This is a genomic window from Mesorhizobium sp. M1088, assembly GCF_040318575.1.
Taxonomy (GTDB): Bacteria; Pseudomonadota; Alphaproteobacteria; order Rhizobiales; family Rhizobiaceae; genus Mesorhizobium.
Genome location: NZ_JAMYMO010000005.1, coordinates 139,796 through 155,824 on the forward strand (window position 1 = coordinate 139,796; position 16,029 = coordinate 155,824).

16 protein-coding genes and 1 tRNA gene are annotated in these 16,029 nt (G+C 62.7%); 12 read left to right on the top strand and 5 right to left on the bottom strand.

What is annotated here, in order from left to right; all coding sequences use genetic code 11:
• Positions 1-76 precede the first annotated feature (76 nt).
• The 9 genes from uxaC to recQ all read left to right on the top strand — a co-directional run bounded on the left by uxaC (position 77) and on the right by recQ (position 9,416).
• On the top strand, positions 77-1,486 hold the full coding sequence (gene uxaC, locus NKH49_RS08730; protein WP_352613282.1) for a glucuronate isomerase: 1,410 nt from the start codon (positions 77-79) through the stop codon (positions 1,484-1,486).
• A gap of 37 nt (positions 1,487-1,523) precedes the next feature.
• On the top strand, positions 1,524-2,501 hold the full coding sequence (locus NKH49_RS08735; RefSeq protein ID WP_352613284.1) for a TRAP transporter substrate-binding protein: 978 nt from the start codon (positions 1,524-1,526) through the stop codon (positions 2,499-2,501).
• A gap of 103 nt (positions 2,502-2,604) precedes the next feature.
• Positions 2,605-3,132, top strand: coding sequence for a TRAP transporter small permease (locus tag NKH49_RS08740; protein WP_352613552.1), 528 nt, complete (start codon positions 2,605-2,607; stop codon positions 3,130-3,132).
• A 4-nt stretch (positions 3,133-3,136) separates the two neighbouring features.
• Positions 3,137-4,417: a TRAP transporter large permease gene (locus NKH49_RS08745; protein ID WP_292656436.1), complete on the top strand. Its 1,281-nt coding sequence runs from the start codon at positions 3,137-3,139 to the stop codon at positions 4,415-4,417.
• A 12-nt stretch (positions 4,418-4,429) separates the two neighbouring features.
• A complete protein-coding gene (locus tag NKH49_RS08750; protein ID WP_352613286.1) occupies positions 4,430-5,206 on the top strand; it encodes a FadR/GntR family transcriptional regulator in 777 nt (258 codons plus the stop codon).
• 28 nt (positions 5,207-5,234) lie between these two features.
• Positions 5,235-6,092 (top strand): 5-dehydro-4-deoxy-D-glucuronate isomerase, encoded by an 858-nt coding sequence (kduI, locus tag NKH49_RS08755; protein ID WP_352613287.1) that lies wholly within the window; start codon positions 5,235-5,237, stop codon positions 6,090-6,092.
• Positions 6,089-6,856 carry a 2-dehydro-3-deoxy-D-gluconate 5-dehydrogenase KduD gene (kduD, locus tag NKH49_RS08760; protein ID WP_352613289.1) on the top strand — a complete coding sequence of 256 codons (768 nt, stop codon included), beginning with the start codon at positions 6,089-6,091 and terminating at the stop codon, positions 6,854-6,856. The genes kduI and kduD overlap by 4 nt, the downstream gene beginning before the upstream one ends.
• A gap of 23 nt (positions 6,857-6,879) precedes the next feature.
• Entirely contained in the window at positions 6,880-7,218 is a 339-nt protein-coding gene (locus NKH49_RS08765) for a cupin domain-containing protein (protein ID WP_352613291.1), read from the top strand.
• Between the two features lie 362 nt (positions 7,219-7,580).
• A complete protein-coding gene (gene recQ / locus NKH49_RS08770) occupies positions 7,581-9,416 on the top strand; it encodes a DNA helicase RecQ (protein WP_352613293.1) in 1,836 nt (611 codons plus the stop codon).
• A 21-nt stretch (positions 9,417-9,437) separates the two neighbouring features.
• Here recQ and NKH49_RS08775 read toward each other — a convergent pair whose 3' ends face one another.
• Both NKH49_RS08775 and NKH49_RS08780 read right to left on the bottom strand, forming a co-directional pair.
• Positions 9,438-9,656: a hypothetical protein gene (locus tag NKH49_RS08775; protein WP_352450887.1), complete on the bottom strand. Its 219-nt coding sequence runs from the start codon at positions 9,654-9,656 to the stop codon at positions 9,438-9,440.
• Between the two features lie 209 nt (positions 9,657-9,865).
• Complete coding sequence (locus tag NKH49_RS08780) at positions 9,866-10,783, bottom strand: alpha/beta fold hydrolase (protein WP_352613295.1); 918 nt, start codon at positions 10,781-10,783, stop codon at positions 9,866-9,868.
• A gap of 742 nt (positions 10,784-11,525) precedes the next feature.
• Between NKH49_RS08780 and NKH49_RS08785 the strand changes: the two genes are divergently transcribed.
• Both NKH49_RS08785 and NKH49_RS08790 read left to right on the top strand, forming a co-directional pair.
• Positions 11,526-12,122: a TetR/AcrR family transcriptional regulator gene (locus NKH49_RS08785; protein WP_352613297.1), complete on the top strand. Its 597-nt coding sequence runs from the start codon at positions 11,526-11,528 to the stop codon at positions 12,120-12,122.
• A 78-nt stretch (positions 12,123-12,200) separates the two neighbouring features.
• Positions 12,201-12,776 (top strand): DUF308 domain-containing protein, encoded by a 576-nt coding sequence (locus tag NKH49_RS08790; RefSeq protein WP_352613299.1) that lies wholly within the window; start codon positions 12,201-12,203, stop codon positions 12,774-12,776.
• 132 nt (positions 12,777-12,908) lie between these two features.
• On the opposite strand, the gene NKH49_RS08795 is transcribed toward NKH49_RS08790, so the two are convergent.
• The 3 genes from NKH49_RS08795 to NKH49_RS08805 form a co-directional block, all read right to left on the bottom strand.
• On the bottom strand, positions 12,909-13,706 hold the full coding sequence (locus tag NKH49_RS08795; protein WP_352613301.1) for a DUF2182 domain-containing protein: 798 nt from the start codon (positions 13,704-13,706) through the stop codon (positions 12,909-12,911).
• 61 nt (positions 13,707-13,767) lie between these two features.
• Positions 13,768-14,406, bottom strand: coding sequence for a DUF1326 domain-containing protein (locus NKH49_RS08800; RefSeq protein WP_352613303.1), 639 nt, complete (start codon positions 14,404-14,406; stop codon positions 13,768-13,770).
• A gap of 417 nt (positions 14,407-14,823) precedes the next feature.
• Positions 14,824-14,913 (bottom strand) — tRNA-Ser (locus NKH49_RS08805).
• Positions 14,914-15,250: 337 nt separating this feature from the next.
• On the opposite strand from NKH49_RS08805, the gene NKH49_RS08810 reads away from it, so the two are divergent.
• On the top strand, positions 15,251-15,958 hold the full coding sequence (locus tag NKH49_RS08810; RefSeq protein ID WP_352613305.1) for a 50S ribosomal protein L21: 708 nt from the start codon (positions 15,251-15,253) through the stop codon (positions 15,956-15,958).
• The last annotated feature ends 71 nt before the right edge of the window (positions 15,959-16,029 follow it).

Sequence of the window (16,029 nt, forward strand, 5' to 3'; positions counted from 1 at the left end):
CATACAACAACCCAGTTTTTGTATGTTGACATTATTTCTTTCCAACCCTACCGATGTCCGGATTGGGAGGATTCACGTGGCCGCATTGACGGATCCGGACTTGCTGTTTGCCGCCGAGGCGCGCCCGCGTTCGCTGGCCCGCGATCTCTATGCCGCGGTCAAAGACCTGCCGATCGTCAGCCCGCACGGCCACACCGATCCGCGCTGGTATGCGCTCAACGAGGCGTTTCCCGATCCGGCGCAGTTGCTGATCGTGCCGGACCACTACATTTTCCGCATGCTGTTCAGCCAGGGCGTTCGGCTTGAGGAGCTTGGTGTGCCGACGCTTGACGGCTCGCCGGTTGAAACCGACGGCAGAACGATCTGGCGGTGCTTCGCCGAGCATTATTACCTGTTCCGCGGCACGCCGACCCGGCTGTGGTTCGACCATGTGCTTGCCCATCTGTTCGGCATCGACGAGCCGCTGACGGCCGCAACCGCCGACCGCCATTACGATATGATCTCGACCTTGCTGCAGTGGGAGAATTTTCGCCCGCGAGCGCTGTTCGAGCGCTTCAATATTGAAGTCATCGCAACGACCGAAGGCGCGCTCGACGATCTCCGATGGCACCAGATGATCCGCGACAGCGGCTGGGAGGGCCGCGTCGTCACCGCCTATCGGCCGGATGCGATCGTCGATCCCGACTTCGAAGGCTTTTCGGCCAATCTCGACCGGCTTGGCGAGATCACCGGCTGCGACACCGGCAATTGGGCCGGCTATCTCGATGCGCATCGCCAGCGGCGCGCCTTCTTCAAGAGCTTTGGCGCGACTTCCTCCGATCACGGCCATCCGACGGCCGAAACCGCCAATCTCTCGGATGCCGCCGCGCAGGAGCTGTTCAACCGCATCCGCCGGGGCTCGGACGACGAGCGCGAGCGAAAGCTGTTCCGCGCCCAGATGCTGACCGAGATGGCCAAGATGAGCCGCGACGACGGGCTGGTCCTGCAGATCCATCCCGGCTCCTGGCGCAATCATTCGCCTTCTATCTTTCACAAGTTCGGCAGGGACAAAGGCTTCGATATTCCGACCCGAACCGACTATGTGACGGCGCTGAAGCCGCTGCTCGACTGCGTCGGGCTGGAGCGCGACCTCACCATCATCCTCTTCACCCTCGACGAGACCAGCTATGCGCGCGAGCTGGCGCCGCTCGCCGGCGTCTACCCGGCATTGAAGCTCGGGCCGGCCTGGTGGTTCCACGACAGCCCCGAAGGCATGCGCAGGTTCCGTGAGATGACCACCGAAACCGCCGGTTTCTATAACACCGTCGGTTTCAACGACGACACCCGCGCCTTTCCATCCATACCGGCCCGCCATGATGTGGCGCGCCGGGTCGATTGCGCTTTTCTGGCGCGTCTCGTCGCCGAGCATCGGCTCCGCGAAGACGAGGCGCATGAGCTGGCGCAGGAACTTGCCTATACGCTCGCGAAAAAGGCGTACCGGCTCTAACGGCGCTTGCCGCCATCGTTCAAACGGGAGGAAACCAATGCTGCATTTTTCAAGACTGGCGGGAGCTACGCTACTTGCCGCCGCACTGCTGGCCGGATCGGCAAGCGCCCAGACGGTCCTGCGCTCGTCCGACACGCACCCGGACGGCTATCCGACGGTCGAGGCGGTCAAATATTTCGGCAAGCTGGTGAAGGAGCGCACGGCCGGCCGCTATGTGGTCGAGATCTATCCTTCCGCGCAACTTGGCGAGGAAAAGGACACGATCGAGCAGGTGCGCACCGGCGTGATCGATCTCAACCGCGTCTCGATGGCGCCGTTCAACGGGCTCATCCCCGAGACCACCGTGCCCTCGCTGCCCTACATCTTCCGTTCGGAAGAGCATATGCACAAGGTCATGGACGGGGCGATCGGCGACCAGATCGCGGCGGCGTTCGACCAGGTCGGGCTGGTGTTGCTCGCCTTTTACGACGGCGGCTCGCGCTCCTTCTATAATTCGAAGAAGCCGATCAACACCGTAGCCGACATGGCCGGGATGAAGTTCCGCGTCATCCAGTCCGACATCTTCGTCGACATGGTGGCGGCACTCGGCGCCAACGCGACGCCGATGCCGTATGGCGAGGTGTATTCGGCGATCGAGACCGGAGTCATCGACGGCGCGGAGAACAATTTTCCGAGCTACGACACCGCCAAGCACGCGGAAGTCGCCAAGTACTATTCGCTCGACGAGCACACGATGGTGCCGGAAGCCTTCGTCATGGCGAAGTCGAGCTGGGACAAGCTGACGCCGGAAGACCAGGCGATCTTCAAGGCGGCCGCCAAGGAGAGCGTCGCCAAGCAGCGCGAGCTGTGGACCGCCAAGGTCAAGGAATCGCGCGCCAAGGTCGAGGCGGCCGGTTCGCAGATCACGACGCCGGACAAGCAGCCCTTCATCGACGCGATGGGGCCGGTCTACGAGAAGCACGTCAAGGACGACAAGCTGAAGGCCATGGTCGAAGCCATCAAGGCCGTGCAGTGATCAAGCGGCGGCGCGGACATTCCGTGCCGCCATCCTCCTGGGGAGAAAACCGGTGACTTCCAGCCCAAGACCAACACCGCTTCTGTCCGGCGTCGCGCAAGTGATGTCGCGCGTCAGCACGGCGGCGCTGTCGATCGCCGGCATCGGGCTGGTGCTGATGACCGCCTTCGTCGCCTGGCAGGTATTCGGCCGTTATGTTCTGAACCGTTCGCCGAGCTGGACCGAGCCGGGCTCGGTGATGCTGATGAGCTGGTTCATTTTCCTCGGCGCTGCCGTCGGCGTGCGCGAGAACTATCACCTCGGCTTTGACGTCCTGCTCTACGTGCTGCCGAAAGGCGGCAAGCGCTGGCTGCGGATGATTTCGGACCTCGTCGCGCTCGCCTTCGGCATCGGCATGATCTGGTACGGCAGTCAGCTGGTCGCATTGACCTGGGGCTCTGTCTTGCCGTCGCTCGGCATATCGGGGGGTTGGGACTACGTCCCGCTTGTCGCGGGAGGCGCGCTCATCGTGCTCTTCACGCTGGAGCGCATTGTGCTTCGCCTCTCCGGCGCGCCGATCGACGATGCCCTCGATGAACTGCCGCCGGCCGAAGTCGCGGCCGAACTCGACACCGCCAACCTGAAGGTCTGACGCCATGGAACTGTGGATTCTCTTCGGCGTCTTCACCCTGCTGATGCTTATCGGCACGCCGATCGCTTTCTGCCTGGGCGTCGCAAGCCTCGCCACCGTCCTCTATATGGGCCTGCCGCCGCTGATCGTGTTCCAGCGCCTGAATTCCGGCATGAGCGTCTTTTCGCTGCTGGCCATTCCGTTTTTCATCTACGCCGGCGACTTGATGGTGCGCGGCGGCATCGCCAGCAAGATCGTTGCCTTCGCCGGCTCGCTCGTCGGCCATTTGCGCGGCGGCCTCGGCCAGGTCAACATTGCAACCGCTACACTGTTCGGCGGCATTTCCGGCTCAGCGGTTGCGGAGGCAGCGGCGGTAGGCGGCCTGATGATCCCGCAGATGAAGGCGCGTGGATATGGAGCGGACTACGCCGTCAATGTCACGTCGATGGCGGCCCTGATCGCGCTGCTGCTGCCGCCGTCGCACAACATGATCATCTACTCGATCTCGGCAGGCGGAAAGATCTCGATCGCCGATCTGTTCACGGCCGGCATCATCCCGGGCCTGCTGCTGGCCCTGTCGCTGATGGTCACCGCCTATATCGTGGCGCGCTCCCGCGGCTATCCGACCGAGGCGTTTCCGGGCTTCACTGCGGTCGCGCATCTTTTCGCCGTCGCCGTGCCCGGCCTGCTGCTGATCGCGATCATCTTCGGCGGCGTGCGATCGGGCGTCTTCACCGCCACCGAGAGTTCCTGTATCGCCGTCATCTATGCGCTGCTCGTGACCGTCTTCGTTTACCGGCAGATGACCTGGGAAGGGTTCGTTCATGCCACCCATGGCGCCGTGCGCACCACGGCCATGGTGCTGCTCATCATCGGCATGGCGGCGGCGTTCTCGTGGCTGATGGCCTTCCTGAAAGTGCCGGCAGCGCTCATCGCCTCCATGAATGCGATCTCGGACGATCCGCTGGTCGTGCTTCTGCTGCTCAACCTCTTGATGCTGTTCCTCGGCACGTTCATGGACATGGGGCCGACGATCATCATTTGCACGCCGATCTTCCTGCCCGTGGCGCAGGCCTACGGTGTCGATCCGGTGCATTTCGGCGTCATCATGATCCTCAATTTCGGCATCGGGCTGAACACGCCGCCGGTGGGCGCAGTGCAGTTCGTGGCGTGTGCCGTGGGCAAGATATCCGTCTGGGAATCGATGCGCTCGATCTGGCCGTTCTATGCGGCAGGCCTCGTCGTGCTGGCGCTCGTCACTTACATTCCGGCCATTTCGCTATGGCTGCCGAGCGTCTTCAAATAGGGGGTGCGCGACATGGCCTCAGACACCGCAGTCGGGCTCCGCGTCGAACGAAGACCGAAGCTTTCGGAAACCGTTGTCGCTGCGATCCGCAAACAGCTGCAGGCGGGCGAGATCCAGCCCGGGCAAAAGCTGCCGACCGAGGGTCAGCTGACTGAAACCTTCGGGGTCAGCCGCACCGTGATACGCGAGGCGCTGGCCAAGCTTGCCGCGGACGGCCTGGTCGAGCCGCGCCAAGGCGCCGGCGTCTTCGTCACCGAGCATATCTCGACAGCGTTCGGTGCCCTGGCAGCGGAGATGGGCAGCAAGGATTCGATCGCCCTCAACGTGCTCGAAGTCCGGTTGGCAATCGAGATCGAATCCGCAGGGCTTGCCGCCATCCGCCGCAACGCCGCGCAGGAAGCGGCGATCCAGGAAGCCTTCTTCGAATTCGAACGGCTGCTCCTCAACAGCGAGCCGACAGGACCGGCCGACCTTGCCTTCCACCGCGCAATCGCCAGCGCCACCAACAATCCATTCTATGTCGAGATGCTCGACGTGCTCGGCCGCCGCGCCATCCCTTGCGACGTGACCTCGCCGTGGTCGACCGAGATCGCCCAATCGGACGCCTATCAGCGCGGCCTGCAGCGTGAGCATCTGGTGATCCTCAATGCGATCTCGTCAGGCGATGCCGAGGCGGCGCGGGAGGCGATGCGCGCGCATCTCGGTGCCAGCCAGCAGCGCTATCGCGAGCGCCTGCACGCGCGCCAGGTTTTTTATGCCGACTCGGTCAAGGCCGCGGCAACCGAATAAGCAATTGAGGCAGCCCCATGGGACAGCAATGAATCACACCGACAATCATACCGATTTCACCTCCCGCTTCGCCATCGACCCTGTTTCTGCCGCAGCCATGGGAACGGACGAACTGCGACACAATTTCCTGATCGAGGACTTGTTCCAGCCCGGCCGCATCGGCCTGACCTATACCCATTACGACCGCATGATCGTCGGCGGCGCCATGCCCGCCAGTACACCGCTGCCGCTGCAGGCGATCAAGCCGACCGGGACCAAGAATTTTCTCGACCGCCGTGAGATGATCATCGTCAACATCGCCGGTGCAGGCGTCGTCAAAGCCGGCGGCCAATCCTACGAGCTGCAGGCACGCGACATGCTTTATCTCGGCATGGGCACCGATGAGGTATCGTTTGCCGCGACCAATCCGGCAGCGCCGGCTAAGTTCTACCTGCTCAGCGCGCCGGCGCATCAGAGCCATCCCAACCGGCTGATCCGCATCGGCGATGCCAAGCGGCTCGATCTCGGCAGCCAGGCAACTTCCAACGAGCGCTCGATCTTCCAGTTCATCCATGCCGATGGGGTAAAGAGCTGTCAGCTTGTCGTCGGCATGACGCAGCTTGCCCCCCGTTCGGTCTGGAACACCATGCCATGCCATGTGCATGACCGGCGCATGGAGGCCTATCTCTATTTCGATCTGCCGGAGGCGGCGCGGGTGTTTCACTTCATGGGCGAACCGGACGAAACGCGCCATCTCGTCATGCGCAACGAGGAGGCGGTGCTGTCGCCGGGATGGTCGATCCATTCGGGCGCCGGCACCTCCAACTACGCCTTCATCTGGGCGATGGCCGGCGATAATGTCGACTATACCGATGTCGACCTGGTGGCGATGGAGGAGCTCAAGTGAGCGATCTCTCGGCCTTCAGCCTTGCCGGCAAGCGCATCCTCGTCACCGGCGCCAATACCGGCATCGGCCAAGGCATCGCCGTGTCGATCGCGCGCGCAGGCGGCGCGGTCGTCGGCGTCGGCCGGTCGGCGATGGACGAGACGGCGGAGAAGATTGCGGCTGTCGGCGGCCGCTTCGAGGCGGTCCGCTGCGATCTTGGTGATGATGCAGCTGCCCAGGCGATGCTTGACCGCGTCTGGGACGGCACCGGACCGCTCGATGGCCTGGTCAACAATGCGGGCATCATCCGGCGTGCCGATGCGGTTGACCTCACCGAAGCCGACTGGGATGACGTCATGGGCGTCAATCTGAAGACGGTGTTCTTCCTCAGCCAGAGTTTTGCCAGGCGCGTGCTTGCCGAATCTGGACGGCGTGGCAAGATCGTCAACATCGCTTCGGTGCTGAGCTTTCAGGGCGGCATTCGCGTCGCCTCCTACACCGCCTCCAAACACGGCGTGCTCGGCATCACCCGCCTGCTGGCATGTGAATGGGCGGCAAAGGGCATCAACGTCAACGGCATTGCGCCGGGCTATATCGAGACCAACAACACCGAGGCGCTGCGCACCGATCCCGACCGCAGCGCTTCGATCCTGGCGCGCATTCCGGCCGGCCGCTGGGGCGCGCCGGAAGACATCGGCGACGCAGCCGTCTTCCTGCTGGCGCCGGCGTCCAACTACATGCACGGCGCGGTGGTGCCGGTGGACGGCGGCTGGCTGGCACGATGAACAGCGACGATGAGAGTCTGACGATGACCGGAACCAAAATCTTCTCGCATTCCGCCGAGGCTGCGTGGACGCCGACGCCGGATGGCAACCGCCGGCGCGTGCTCCTGCACACGGATGAGCTGATGATGGTCGAATTCGGTTTCGACAAGGGCGGCGTCGGCGCGCTGCATTCGCACCCGCATGTCCAGGCAAGCTACGTCGCCGAAGGCCGTTTCGAGGTCACCATCGACGGCAGGACCGAGGTCCTGGAAACGGGAAGCAGCTTCATCGTTCCGTCCAACCTTATCCATGGCGTCAAGGCGCTGGAGGCGGGACGGCTGGTCGACAGCTTCACGCCGCTCCGCGCCGATTTCCTCGACTGAGCTGCGGGCCGAAGATCAGGCAGCCGGTTCTCGGAACGAAAAACCCGCGCCTCCGGAGAGACGCGGGCGTGTTGCCTGGGCGCTTGTGGCGCCGCGGTACTCAAAACATCACCGCAGAACCTGAACCTGCCGAATGATGGTGAAGATAGGATTAACCGCTCCGAGGCGGTGCGATATTCACAGCCAAGGCGAATAGGGGGCTGGAACGACGGTCCGATATCGGCCAATGAGAGAAAAGTTCGCCTCAGGCGGTGCCCCGGACAGGACCAGAGGGGTCGATAAATGTTCGAATCTGCTGTCCAGGCAATCACCTGGCGATTCGCCGGGGAATTTCGGCAGGTCGTACCCCCGAAAGTTCTGTAATGCAGGCAGCAGCGAGCATCCCGACAGAGGATTCCAAGCGGCGCGTCCTCAGGGATGTATTCGGCTTCGATGACTTTCGTCTCGGCCAGGCGGCCGTGATGGAGGCGCTGCTGGCCGGGCATCATGTGCTGGCTGTCATGCCGACCGGCGCCGGCAAATCGCTCTGCTACCAGGTCCCGGCGCTGGTACTGGGCGGGCTCACCATTGTCGTTTCGCCGCTGGTGGCCCTGATGCAGGATCAGGTCGCCGCATTGCGCCTTGCCGGCGTGGCGGCCGATACGATCAATTCCTCGCTCGACCGCGATGCCAATGTCGCTGCATGGCGCCGTGTCGCGGCAGGCCAGACGCGCCTGCTCTATCTTGCACCGGAGCGGCTGATGACGGTGCGAATGCTCGAGGCGTTGACCAAGCTCGATGTCCGGCTGATCGCCATCGACGAGGCACATTGCATCTCCCAATGGGGACCGGCGTTCCGGCGCGAATACGAAGAATTGTCGAGACTACGTGATATCTTCCCGAAAGTGCCGATTATTGCGCTGACGGCGACGGCGGACGAGACGACGCGCACCGACATTGCCGCGCAGCTGTTCGACGGGCGCGTCGATACGGTGGTGCTCGGCTTCGACCGGCCGAACATCAAGCTAGGCATTGAGCCCAAGCAGGACAGCAAGCGCCAACTGCTCGGCTTCGTGCAGCGCCATACCGGCCGCAGCGGGATCGTCTATTGCCTGTCACGCAAAAAGACCGAAGAGATGGCGGCGTTCCTCGAGCGGAACGGCGTACGCGCGCTCGCCTATCATGCCGGCATGAGCAAGGACGCGCGTGAAGCGAATCAAAATGCTTTCATGACCTTGTCCGGCGTGGTGATGGTGGCGACCATCGCCTTCGGAATGGGGATCGACAAGCCGGATGTCGCCTATGTCTTCCACACCGACCTGCCGGGCAGCTTGGAGGCCTATTATCAGGAAATCGGGCGGGCGGGCCGCGACGGGCGGGCGGCCGAGGCACATATGCTGTTCGGTCTCGGCGATATACGCATGCGGCGGCTTTTCATCGAAGACGAGGATGCGCCGGCTGAGCACAAAAGGCGCGCGCATGGCCGACTCGATACGCTGATCGGTTATTGCGAGACGACGCAGTGCCGCCGTCAGATCCTGCTTGGCTATTTCGGCGAAAGTGCTTCGCCTTGCGGCAATTGCGACAACTGCCTCGACCAGGCGCCGCATGCGGATGGCGAGGCGGAGGCGCGGATCATCCTGGCGGCGATCGCACAGACCGGCGAGCGCTTTGGTGCTGCCCATGTCGTCGATGTCCTGCTCGGCCATGAAACCGAGAAGGTCCTGGCCAGGAATCACCACAGGCTTGCCAGCTTTGGCACCGGTGTGGCGCATAAGAAGAATCTCTTGCTGTCGCTGCTCCGCCAACTCGTCGCGGGAGGGTTCCTGACATTGGACTCAGCCGGCCATGGTGGCCTCGCCATTGCCGAAAAGGGCCGTGCGTTGGCCCGGGGCGAGGCTTCGTTCCGGTATCGCATTGACGCGCGCCAGTCATCGCGAGGCAAGATACGTCCTGAGAATACCGCAGCAGGCACGGAAGGTCTGGATTCGGCGCTGCTGGCCGCGCTCAAGGCTGTACGGCTGCGTCTTGCCCGGGAACGCCAGGTGCCGGCCTTCGTGATCTTTTCGGATCGTACACTGATCGATATGGCCGAACGCTGCCCGCGTGATCTGGACGCCTTCGCCGCGGTCAACGGCGTCGGCGCCGCCAAGCTCAAGGATTTCGGCGAGATATTCCTCGGCGTGATCGCTGCGCATCAATCCGGGGTGGCGGGCTGAAGACCCACTTCAGTGACGCAATCAGCACCGGCTTCGTCTCGCCGCGGCAATCGCAGCCTCCTGCTGCCGCAAGCGCTCGATCTTCGCACTCTGGCGGGCAGCCACGGTCGAGGCGACACGCTGCCCTCCCAACAGCCAGCCCGGAATGTTGGTGTGGACGACTTTGCCACGAGCGATGGCTGTCGCCGACATTTCGTCGGCGACAGCGCCGATCGCCACGTTGAGCTCGACGCAACTCATCTTGTCGTATTTCGCAGCATCAAAGGATGCCGGCAAAGGCGATGCGCAACTTCCGACAAACATGAGGCTGCATATCAGAGGCGCGGCCGTGGAGATCGCCTTCATTCCCTTATCAAGCACATTGATGCCGGACGGGCGCATTTCCGGAGGTTCTCGATCTCAGGCCGTGAAGCGCTCCCGAGGTTCCGCGTAACTGAAGCATGTGACCTCTACAATACCCTGTGCTGACCGACCTGTTTGTCTTCAAAGAATTCCGAGAGAGCCGCTGCCGTCTTGTCGGGGTGCTCTTCCGGGAAAAAGTGCCCGCCTTGGACAGCGCGTCCTGCCACTTTGTCGGCCCATTTCCTCCAGATGGCCAGCGGCCCGCCTTCTTGCGCATACCAGTTCTCCAGGGCGCCTTCGCCACTCCATAGCGCCAGTAGCGGACTGTCGATGCGACGACCGTTTGCGCGGTCCAACGCGTCATGTTCACGATCGATCGTCGCAGCGGCGCGATACTCTTCGCAGAGGGCATGAATATGCGCGGGATCGCGAAGCGCATCAACATAGGCGTCCCTGACCTCTTTGGAGACCATTTTCGCTGACGATCCCCACTGCGTTATTGCATCGTCGACGACAGCATCGGGAGCCGCGCCGATCAGACGCTCCGGCAGGGGCTCCGGCTGGGCAAGAAGGCTCCAGGGCCAGAAGCCAAGCGCCAGTCTGGCATCCGCCCGATCCCATGTTGCGGCGGTGGGGATGATGTCGAGGACGGCGATTTTGAGCACGTTGTCGGGATGGTCTAGCGCCAGGCGATAGGCAACCCGCCCGCCACGATCATGCCCGGCAACCATGAACCGCTCAAACCCCACTTGCTTCATGGCCTGAACCATGTCGCCGGCCATGGCGCGCTTGGCGTATGGGCTATGATCGGCCGAGGAAACCGGACATCCGCTTTGGCCATAGCCTCGAAGGTCGGCGGCGACGACCGTGAAGCGGGGCGCCAAGGCTGCGGCGATATCCCTCCACATCAGATGCGTTTCTGGAAAACCGTGAAGAAGCAGCAGCGGCGGACCGGTGCCTCCGACCCTTGCGAAAATCGTCGTATCGTCCAGTCGTAGGCTGGTGGCTCTGAAACCTGCAAACACCGTCAGCCTCCTCCGCGCTCTTAGGAAAGCTCCGTAAGGGCGCTAACGGCCGCCTGGGGCGAAAACCCCGGCCGCGATGGCCAGGGTTCAAGCCGGCCAGTTGCTAGAATCGAAACCAGACCCAGACGCGCCTGCGGAAGCACCGCCTGCGCCGATAGCCGTTTCGCCAGTAAACGCGACAGACCCTTCTCCAGGCGCGCCGGCGGCGCCGGCGCGGCATGTGCCAACGGCGATGATAGACTGGTTGCAACTCTGCTTGAGTTTCGTCGTCGTCGAAGGTCTCGACATCCGGCGCCTCGAGTTCATCGAGAATGCCCCTTCTGGCAGTTGGAACGCCGGCCACCGCATTGATTGGCCGAACCGTGCTTGCAAGGGCCGCGGCCCCGGCAATGCCAAACATTCCTGTCAAAAATAGTCGCCGATCCATGGAAACCTCCCAGTCTTCAACCAGCGATAGAACAAGCTGACGATGGGGAGATAGCGCAGTCGGTGCAAACGCCTAGTGCCGCACGGCGATTGGCGGTGGTCCGGTCGGCCGGAGGGTGTTGCCTCGTCCTCGAAGCGGGATGGCTACCTCGATCGACAAACACCCGGAGCTTTCTGAATGGATGGAGGGCCGTGAACGACGAAGATGGGACCTACGTCTACGCCATAGCTACCTAATTCCACGCTACTGCTCTCTGTTTGTCGCTCGCGTTGCAAAAAGGCTTGACTGCCATCCTACCAGAAGGTAGGTAAAAGCATGAGCAACTTGTCTACCACCTCTGACGACATCCTGGCTTGTGCGCGTTCGCTGATCGTGGCTGGCGGCTACAACGGTTTCAGTTATGCCGACATTGCTGATGTGGTCGGGATCCGTAAGGCGAGCATCCATCACCATTTCCCAAGCAAGGTCGATCTGGTTCGGACGCTGGTTGCGCGGTATCGCGAAGAAACTGAAGCGGGGATGGCAAATGTCGAACTTCACGAATCCGATCCGCTCGAACAGTTGCGGATCTATGCCGGGTATTGGGAAGCCTGCATCGCGAACGCCAGCGCCCCGTTTTGTATCTGCGCGCTGTTGGCAAGCGAGCTCCCCGTGCTGCCCGAGGAAGTTAGCCTTGAGGTCCGGGCGCATTTCCGCTCGCTGTCGGCTTGGCTGACATCGGTGATGGAGCGCGGTGCGCGGCACGGCCAATTTCGACTGATGAGTACCCCTCGTGCCGAGGCTGAAGCGTTCATGGCGACCGTTCACGGCGCGATGCTCTCAGCCCGGGCCTATGGCGATCCGAAGATATTCGCCGTCGTGACGGGCCCGCTCCTGGAGCGGCTCCGCGCTTCCCCCCGGATACCAGCCTAGATCTCAACTAACCATAATTAGCAATCACTCCGCGACGTTCGTCGAGAGTCCCTACCTACTAGTCGAAAGGTTTATCCAATGACGGCTTACAGTAACAATCTTTTCCGCGCCAGCCAGGAACAATGGCTCAAGCTCTATTACTTCGCTCGGACGGCGTTCTCGGCTGTCTGGGTGGCGGCTGCCTTTACGGTGGGGCAGCATTCCGGGGTGGTCGCGGCGGTTTTGCTCGTGGCTTATCCTGCATGGGATGCCCTGGCCAATTTTGTCGACGCATCGCGCAGCGGAGGATTGGGACAGAATCGCACCCAGGCCATCAACGTCGTGGTCAGTGTGGCGACAACGTTCGCGGTCGTTGTTGCGCAGAAGATGAGCATGAACTGGGTGCTGGGCGTGTTCGGCCTATGGGCGATCCTGTCCGGCCTGCTTCAACTCGGTACCGCTGTCCGCCGTTGGAAGAGCTCTGGTGCGCAGTGGGCGATGGTCCTGAGCGGAGGGCAGTCAGCACTGGCAGGCACGTTTTTCATCGCACAGGCGCGGATGCCGATGCCGCCATCGATCACCAACGTGGCCGGCTATGCCGCAGTAGGCGCCCTCTACTTCCTGGTTTCGGCGGTGTGGCTGAGCGTGAGCCAATTGCGGCGGAAAGCTGCATAGCGTGCCATCTTGAGCCAGCACCGACCCGACTGTCGCTGCTGGCATCGGTTCGTCAAACAGAGCGACCCACCCTTACCGCTAAGGACTGAAAATGAGACCGATGCGTTTGGAGTTTCACCACCCGGCTGGGGGTTAGCCGCTCATCCAGGGCATCTCGATCGCACCGAACGATACAGCGATCCCGAGGGCCATCAGCGCAATGCCGACAGCAACTTCGAAGCGGCGGCCGCGCTGCAGCAGCTTCTCGACGAAGACGACCAGCGTCAACAGCAGCATCCAGGCGACGCTCATGATGCCCACCGCGACCAGCACGGCAAACAGAGCCCAGCAGCAGCCAAGGCAATAGAGTCCGTGCCGCAGCCCCATCTCGACTGCGCCAACCCGCCCGTCGCGCCAATGCTGCGCAATGAAAGCGAGCGGCGAACGGCAATGGCTGAGGCAAATGTGCTTGAGGGTCGTGAATTGGTAGAGGCCGGCGACGCCAAGCGTTATACCGAGTGCGAGCGGCGCCCATTTCGAACGCTGAGGCGGATCGAGGCTCGTCGCATACTCGCTTCCGAGCTGGACCAGGACATACACAAGAAGGCCCGCCGCCGCCCAGACGAGCATGTAGCCCGCGACGAATATCCACGCCGGGATGGCGACGTGCTGTTCGCGCCTGGCCTGCGCCGCTGCGAACATAAAGATCATGGGCGCGGCCGCCGGCAGCATCATAGCAGCCATCATCACCGTCCATGCAGCAAGAAAGGCGGCGGCGCCGGCGAGTGACCAGCCGTCGGCGGCAATTCCGGCCGTCGCCACGCCGGCCATGCCTTCCATACCCGCCATCCCGCCGCGCACCGCAATGCCCATTGGCATATCCATGCTGAGGGTCAGCGCCCACGCCGCCGCTGTCAGCACGACGAGCGATGCGAGAAGGCCGAGCGGCATGCCACGCAAATTCCGGAGCCGCCACGATTTCCCGGGGAACGCGTCAGGCATCGGCACGTCCCTAGTTCGGGCCGGTCCAGTCGAACGGAATGTGTTTGCTGGAGCGGGCCGTGCCCGTCCAGTCGAGCCCGAAGCCTTTGGTGCTCACCTCGACCGAACGCCCCCAGGTGGCAACCTGGCCCGGGCCGATCTCCGAGCCCGGCGGGTTGATCGTCTGCACCCGCTTGCCGGGTGGTGTTGTGGGACCTGAAAGTGCTTCCGCATGCCCGACGACGAGGCCAGGAATCTCGACCCGCCAGGTGGCGAGGTCGTCCGCCGCCTCGAAAGTGATCGGCACGAACTCCATGCCACGCATCTCGCCGATGTTGGCGGCAAAGCCCGCCGGCCAGCCGCCAGCCTGCCCGCCGAAGATCGCCTGAAGGGCTTCACGTTGCCGCTCGTTCGCCTTCTCGTCGAGGTACATGCCCATCACGGCTTTTGCCTCGCCGGCCCATAGATTGCCTTCAAACTCGCCGAGCGCCACCAGCGACAGGCCGTCGAGCTTCACGTCGCCATACCGACCCTCGCGCACATGCCAGGCGAGCACGCCCTGGCAGTGATTGCCGGTCGGCCGCTGGGCGAATTCGCAAGGGCAAGGGATGTCGCAGCTGCAGATGTCGAACCAGTCGCCTGCGAGCCGCCATTGAGGCACTGCATTCATGGCTCTTCCTCCCGGAATATAGCGCCATTTATACCTCGAAGGCGGGGCGCGCTCCAGCAGTTAGTGCATCGCTCGCTGACTTTGCTGGCCTTGCCGCCGCAGAAGTCACCGCGTCTTGATCGGCAACTGCTCGCAACAGAACCCAGCCGCCATCCAGTGCGAAGTGGTTTCTTGCTCCGTTCCATGTGATCGATGAGGTCGTGGATAGGTTCGCGACGGGTCGATCACCAAATACACTTACGATCCGACTGACGCTTGACCCACACTGCGAACTGACAACCTTCCGCAACACCGCTCGGTTGCCTGGTCACAACGACGTAGCGGGCCAATGCTAACGCCGGGCTGCAATTGAGCTCCGCGACTTCACGAGCATTTATGGCTGAGTTCGGCAGGCAGCATCAAAAAAATTAGGATCACTGGCGGAGAGGGAGGGATTCGAACCCCCGATGGGCTTGCACCCATGCCGCATTTCGAGTGCGGTGCATTCGACCACTCTGCCACCTCTCCGCGGTCATGGTCCGCCGTTGCCGGCGCGGCGCACTAGATAACGGCTGGACAGGCAGGTTACAAGGGCCAATCTGCCCCGGCGCCGCAGCTTCTGTCCATGCTTCTTCGAGGCTCCGGTGGCCGTTGCTCGATATTTGCAAGGTCTGGGCTTAACCCATTCGCAGCTTGCCCGCGGCGCTTGCCTTGACTCAAGCCGAACCTTCGGTTAGGGACAGCGCGCAATCGGCGTGGAGGGGTCTTCCGCGCCGCTTGTTTTTTGAACCCGCAGACTGACAAAAAGACGGCCGAACCGCCTGAAGCGGTTCATCAAGGCCGACCGAACAGCGAAAGGCAAAAAATGTTCGCAGTCATCAAAACGGGCGGCAAGCAGTATCGCGTTGCCGCCAACGATCTCCTGAAGATCGAAAAACTCGAAGCCAATGTCGGCGACATCGTCGAGATCGGTAATGTGCTCGCGCATGGCGAAGGCGAAAACGTCACGTTCGGTGCGCCGTTCGTGGATGGTGCGATGGTCACCGCCGAAGTCGTCGAGCAAGGCAAGAACCGCACCGTCATCGCCTTCAAGAAGCGCCGTCGGCAGAATTCGCGCCGCAAGATCGGCCATCGCCAGCTTTTGACCACCGTCAGGATCGCCGAAATCCTGCTGGGTGGCGCCAAGCCGGCGAAGAAGGCCGCCGCCAAGACCGAAGCCAAGGCCGAGGTCGCCGCCAAGACCGAGGCGAAGGCTGAAGCCGCGCCGAAGGCAGCAGCGAAGGCAGAGGCTGCGCCGAAGAAGGAAGCCAAAGCCGAGACGACCGAGGACAAGGCTGCCGAAGCCGCCGCGCCGTTGTTCAAGGCGCCGAAAGGCGAGCCGGACGACCTGACCGTGATCAAGGGCATCGGCCCGGTCGCCGCCGGCCAGCTCAACGAACAGGGCATCACCACCTTTACCCAGATCGCCAAGCTGTCCGACAAGGACGTCGCCAAGATCGACGAGCACATGCCGTTCAGCGCCGACCAGATCAAGGACTGGCGCGAGCAGGCCAAGGAATTGGCGAAGAAGTAGAACGAACCGGCGCAATCGTCGCCGGATCGGACTTGAAACGGAACGCGAACGCGTTCATAAGATCGTTTAGG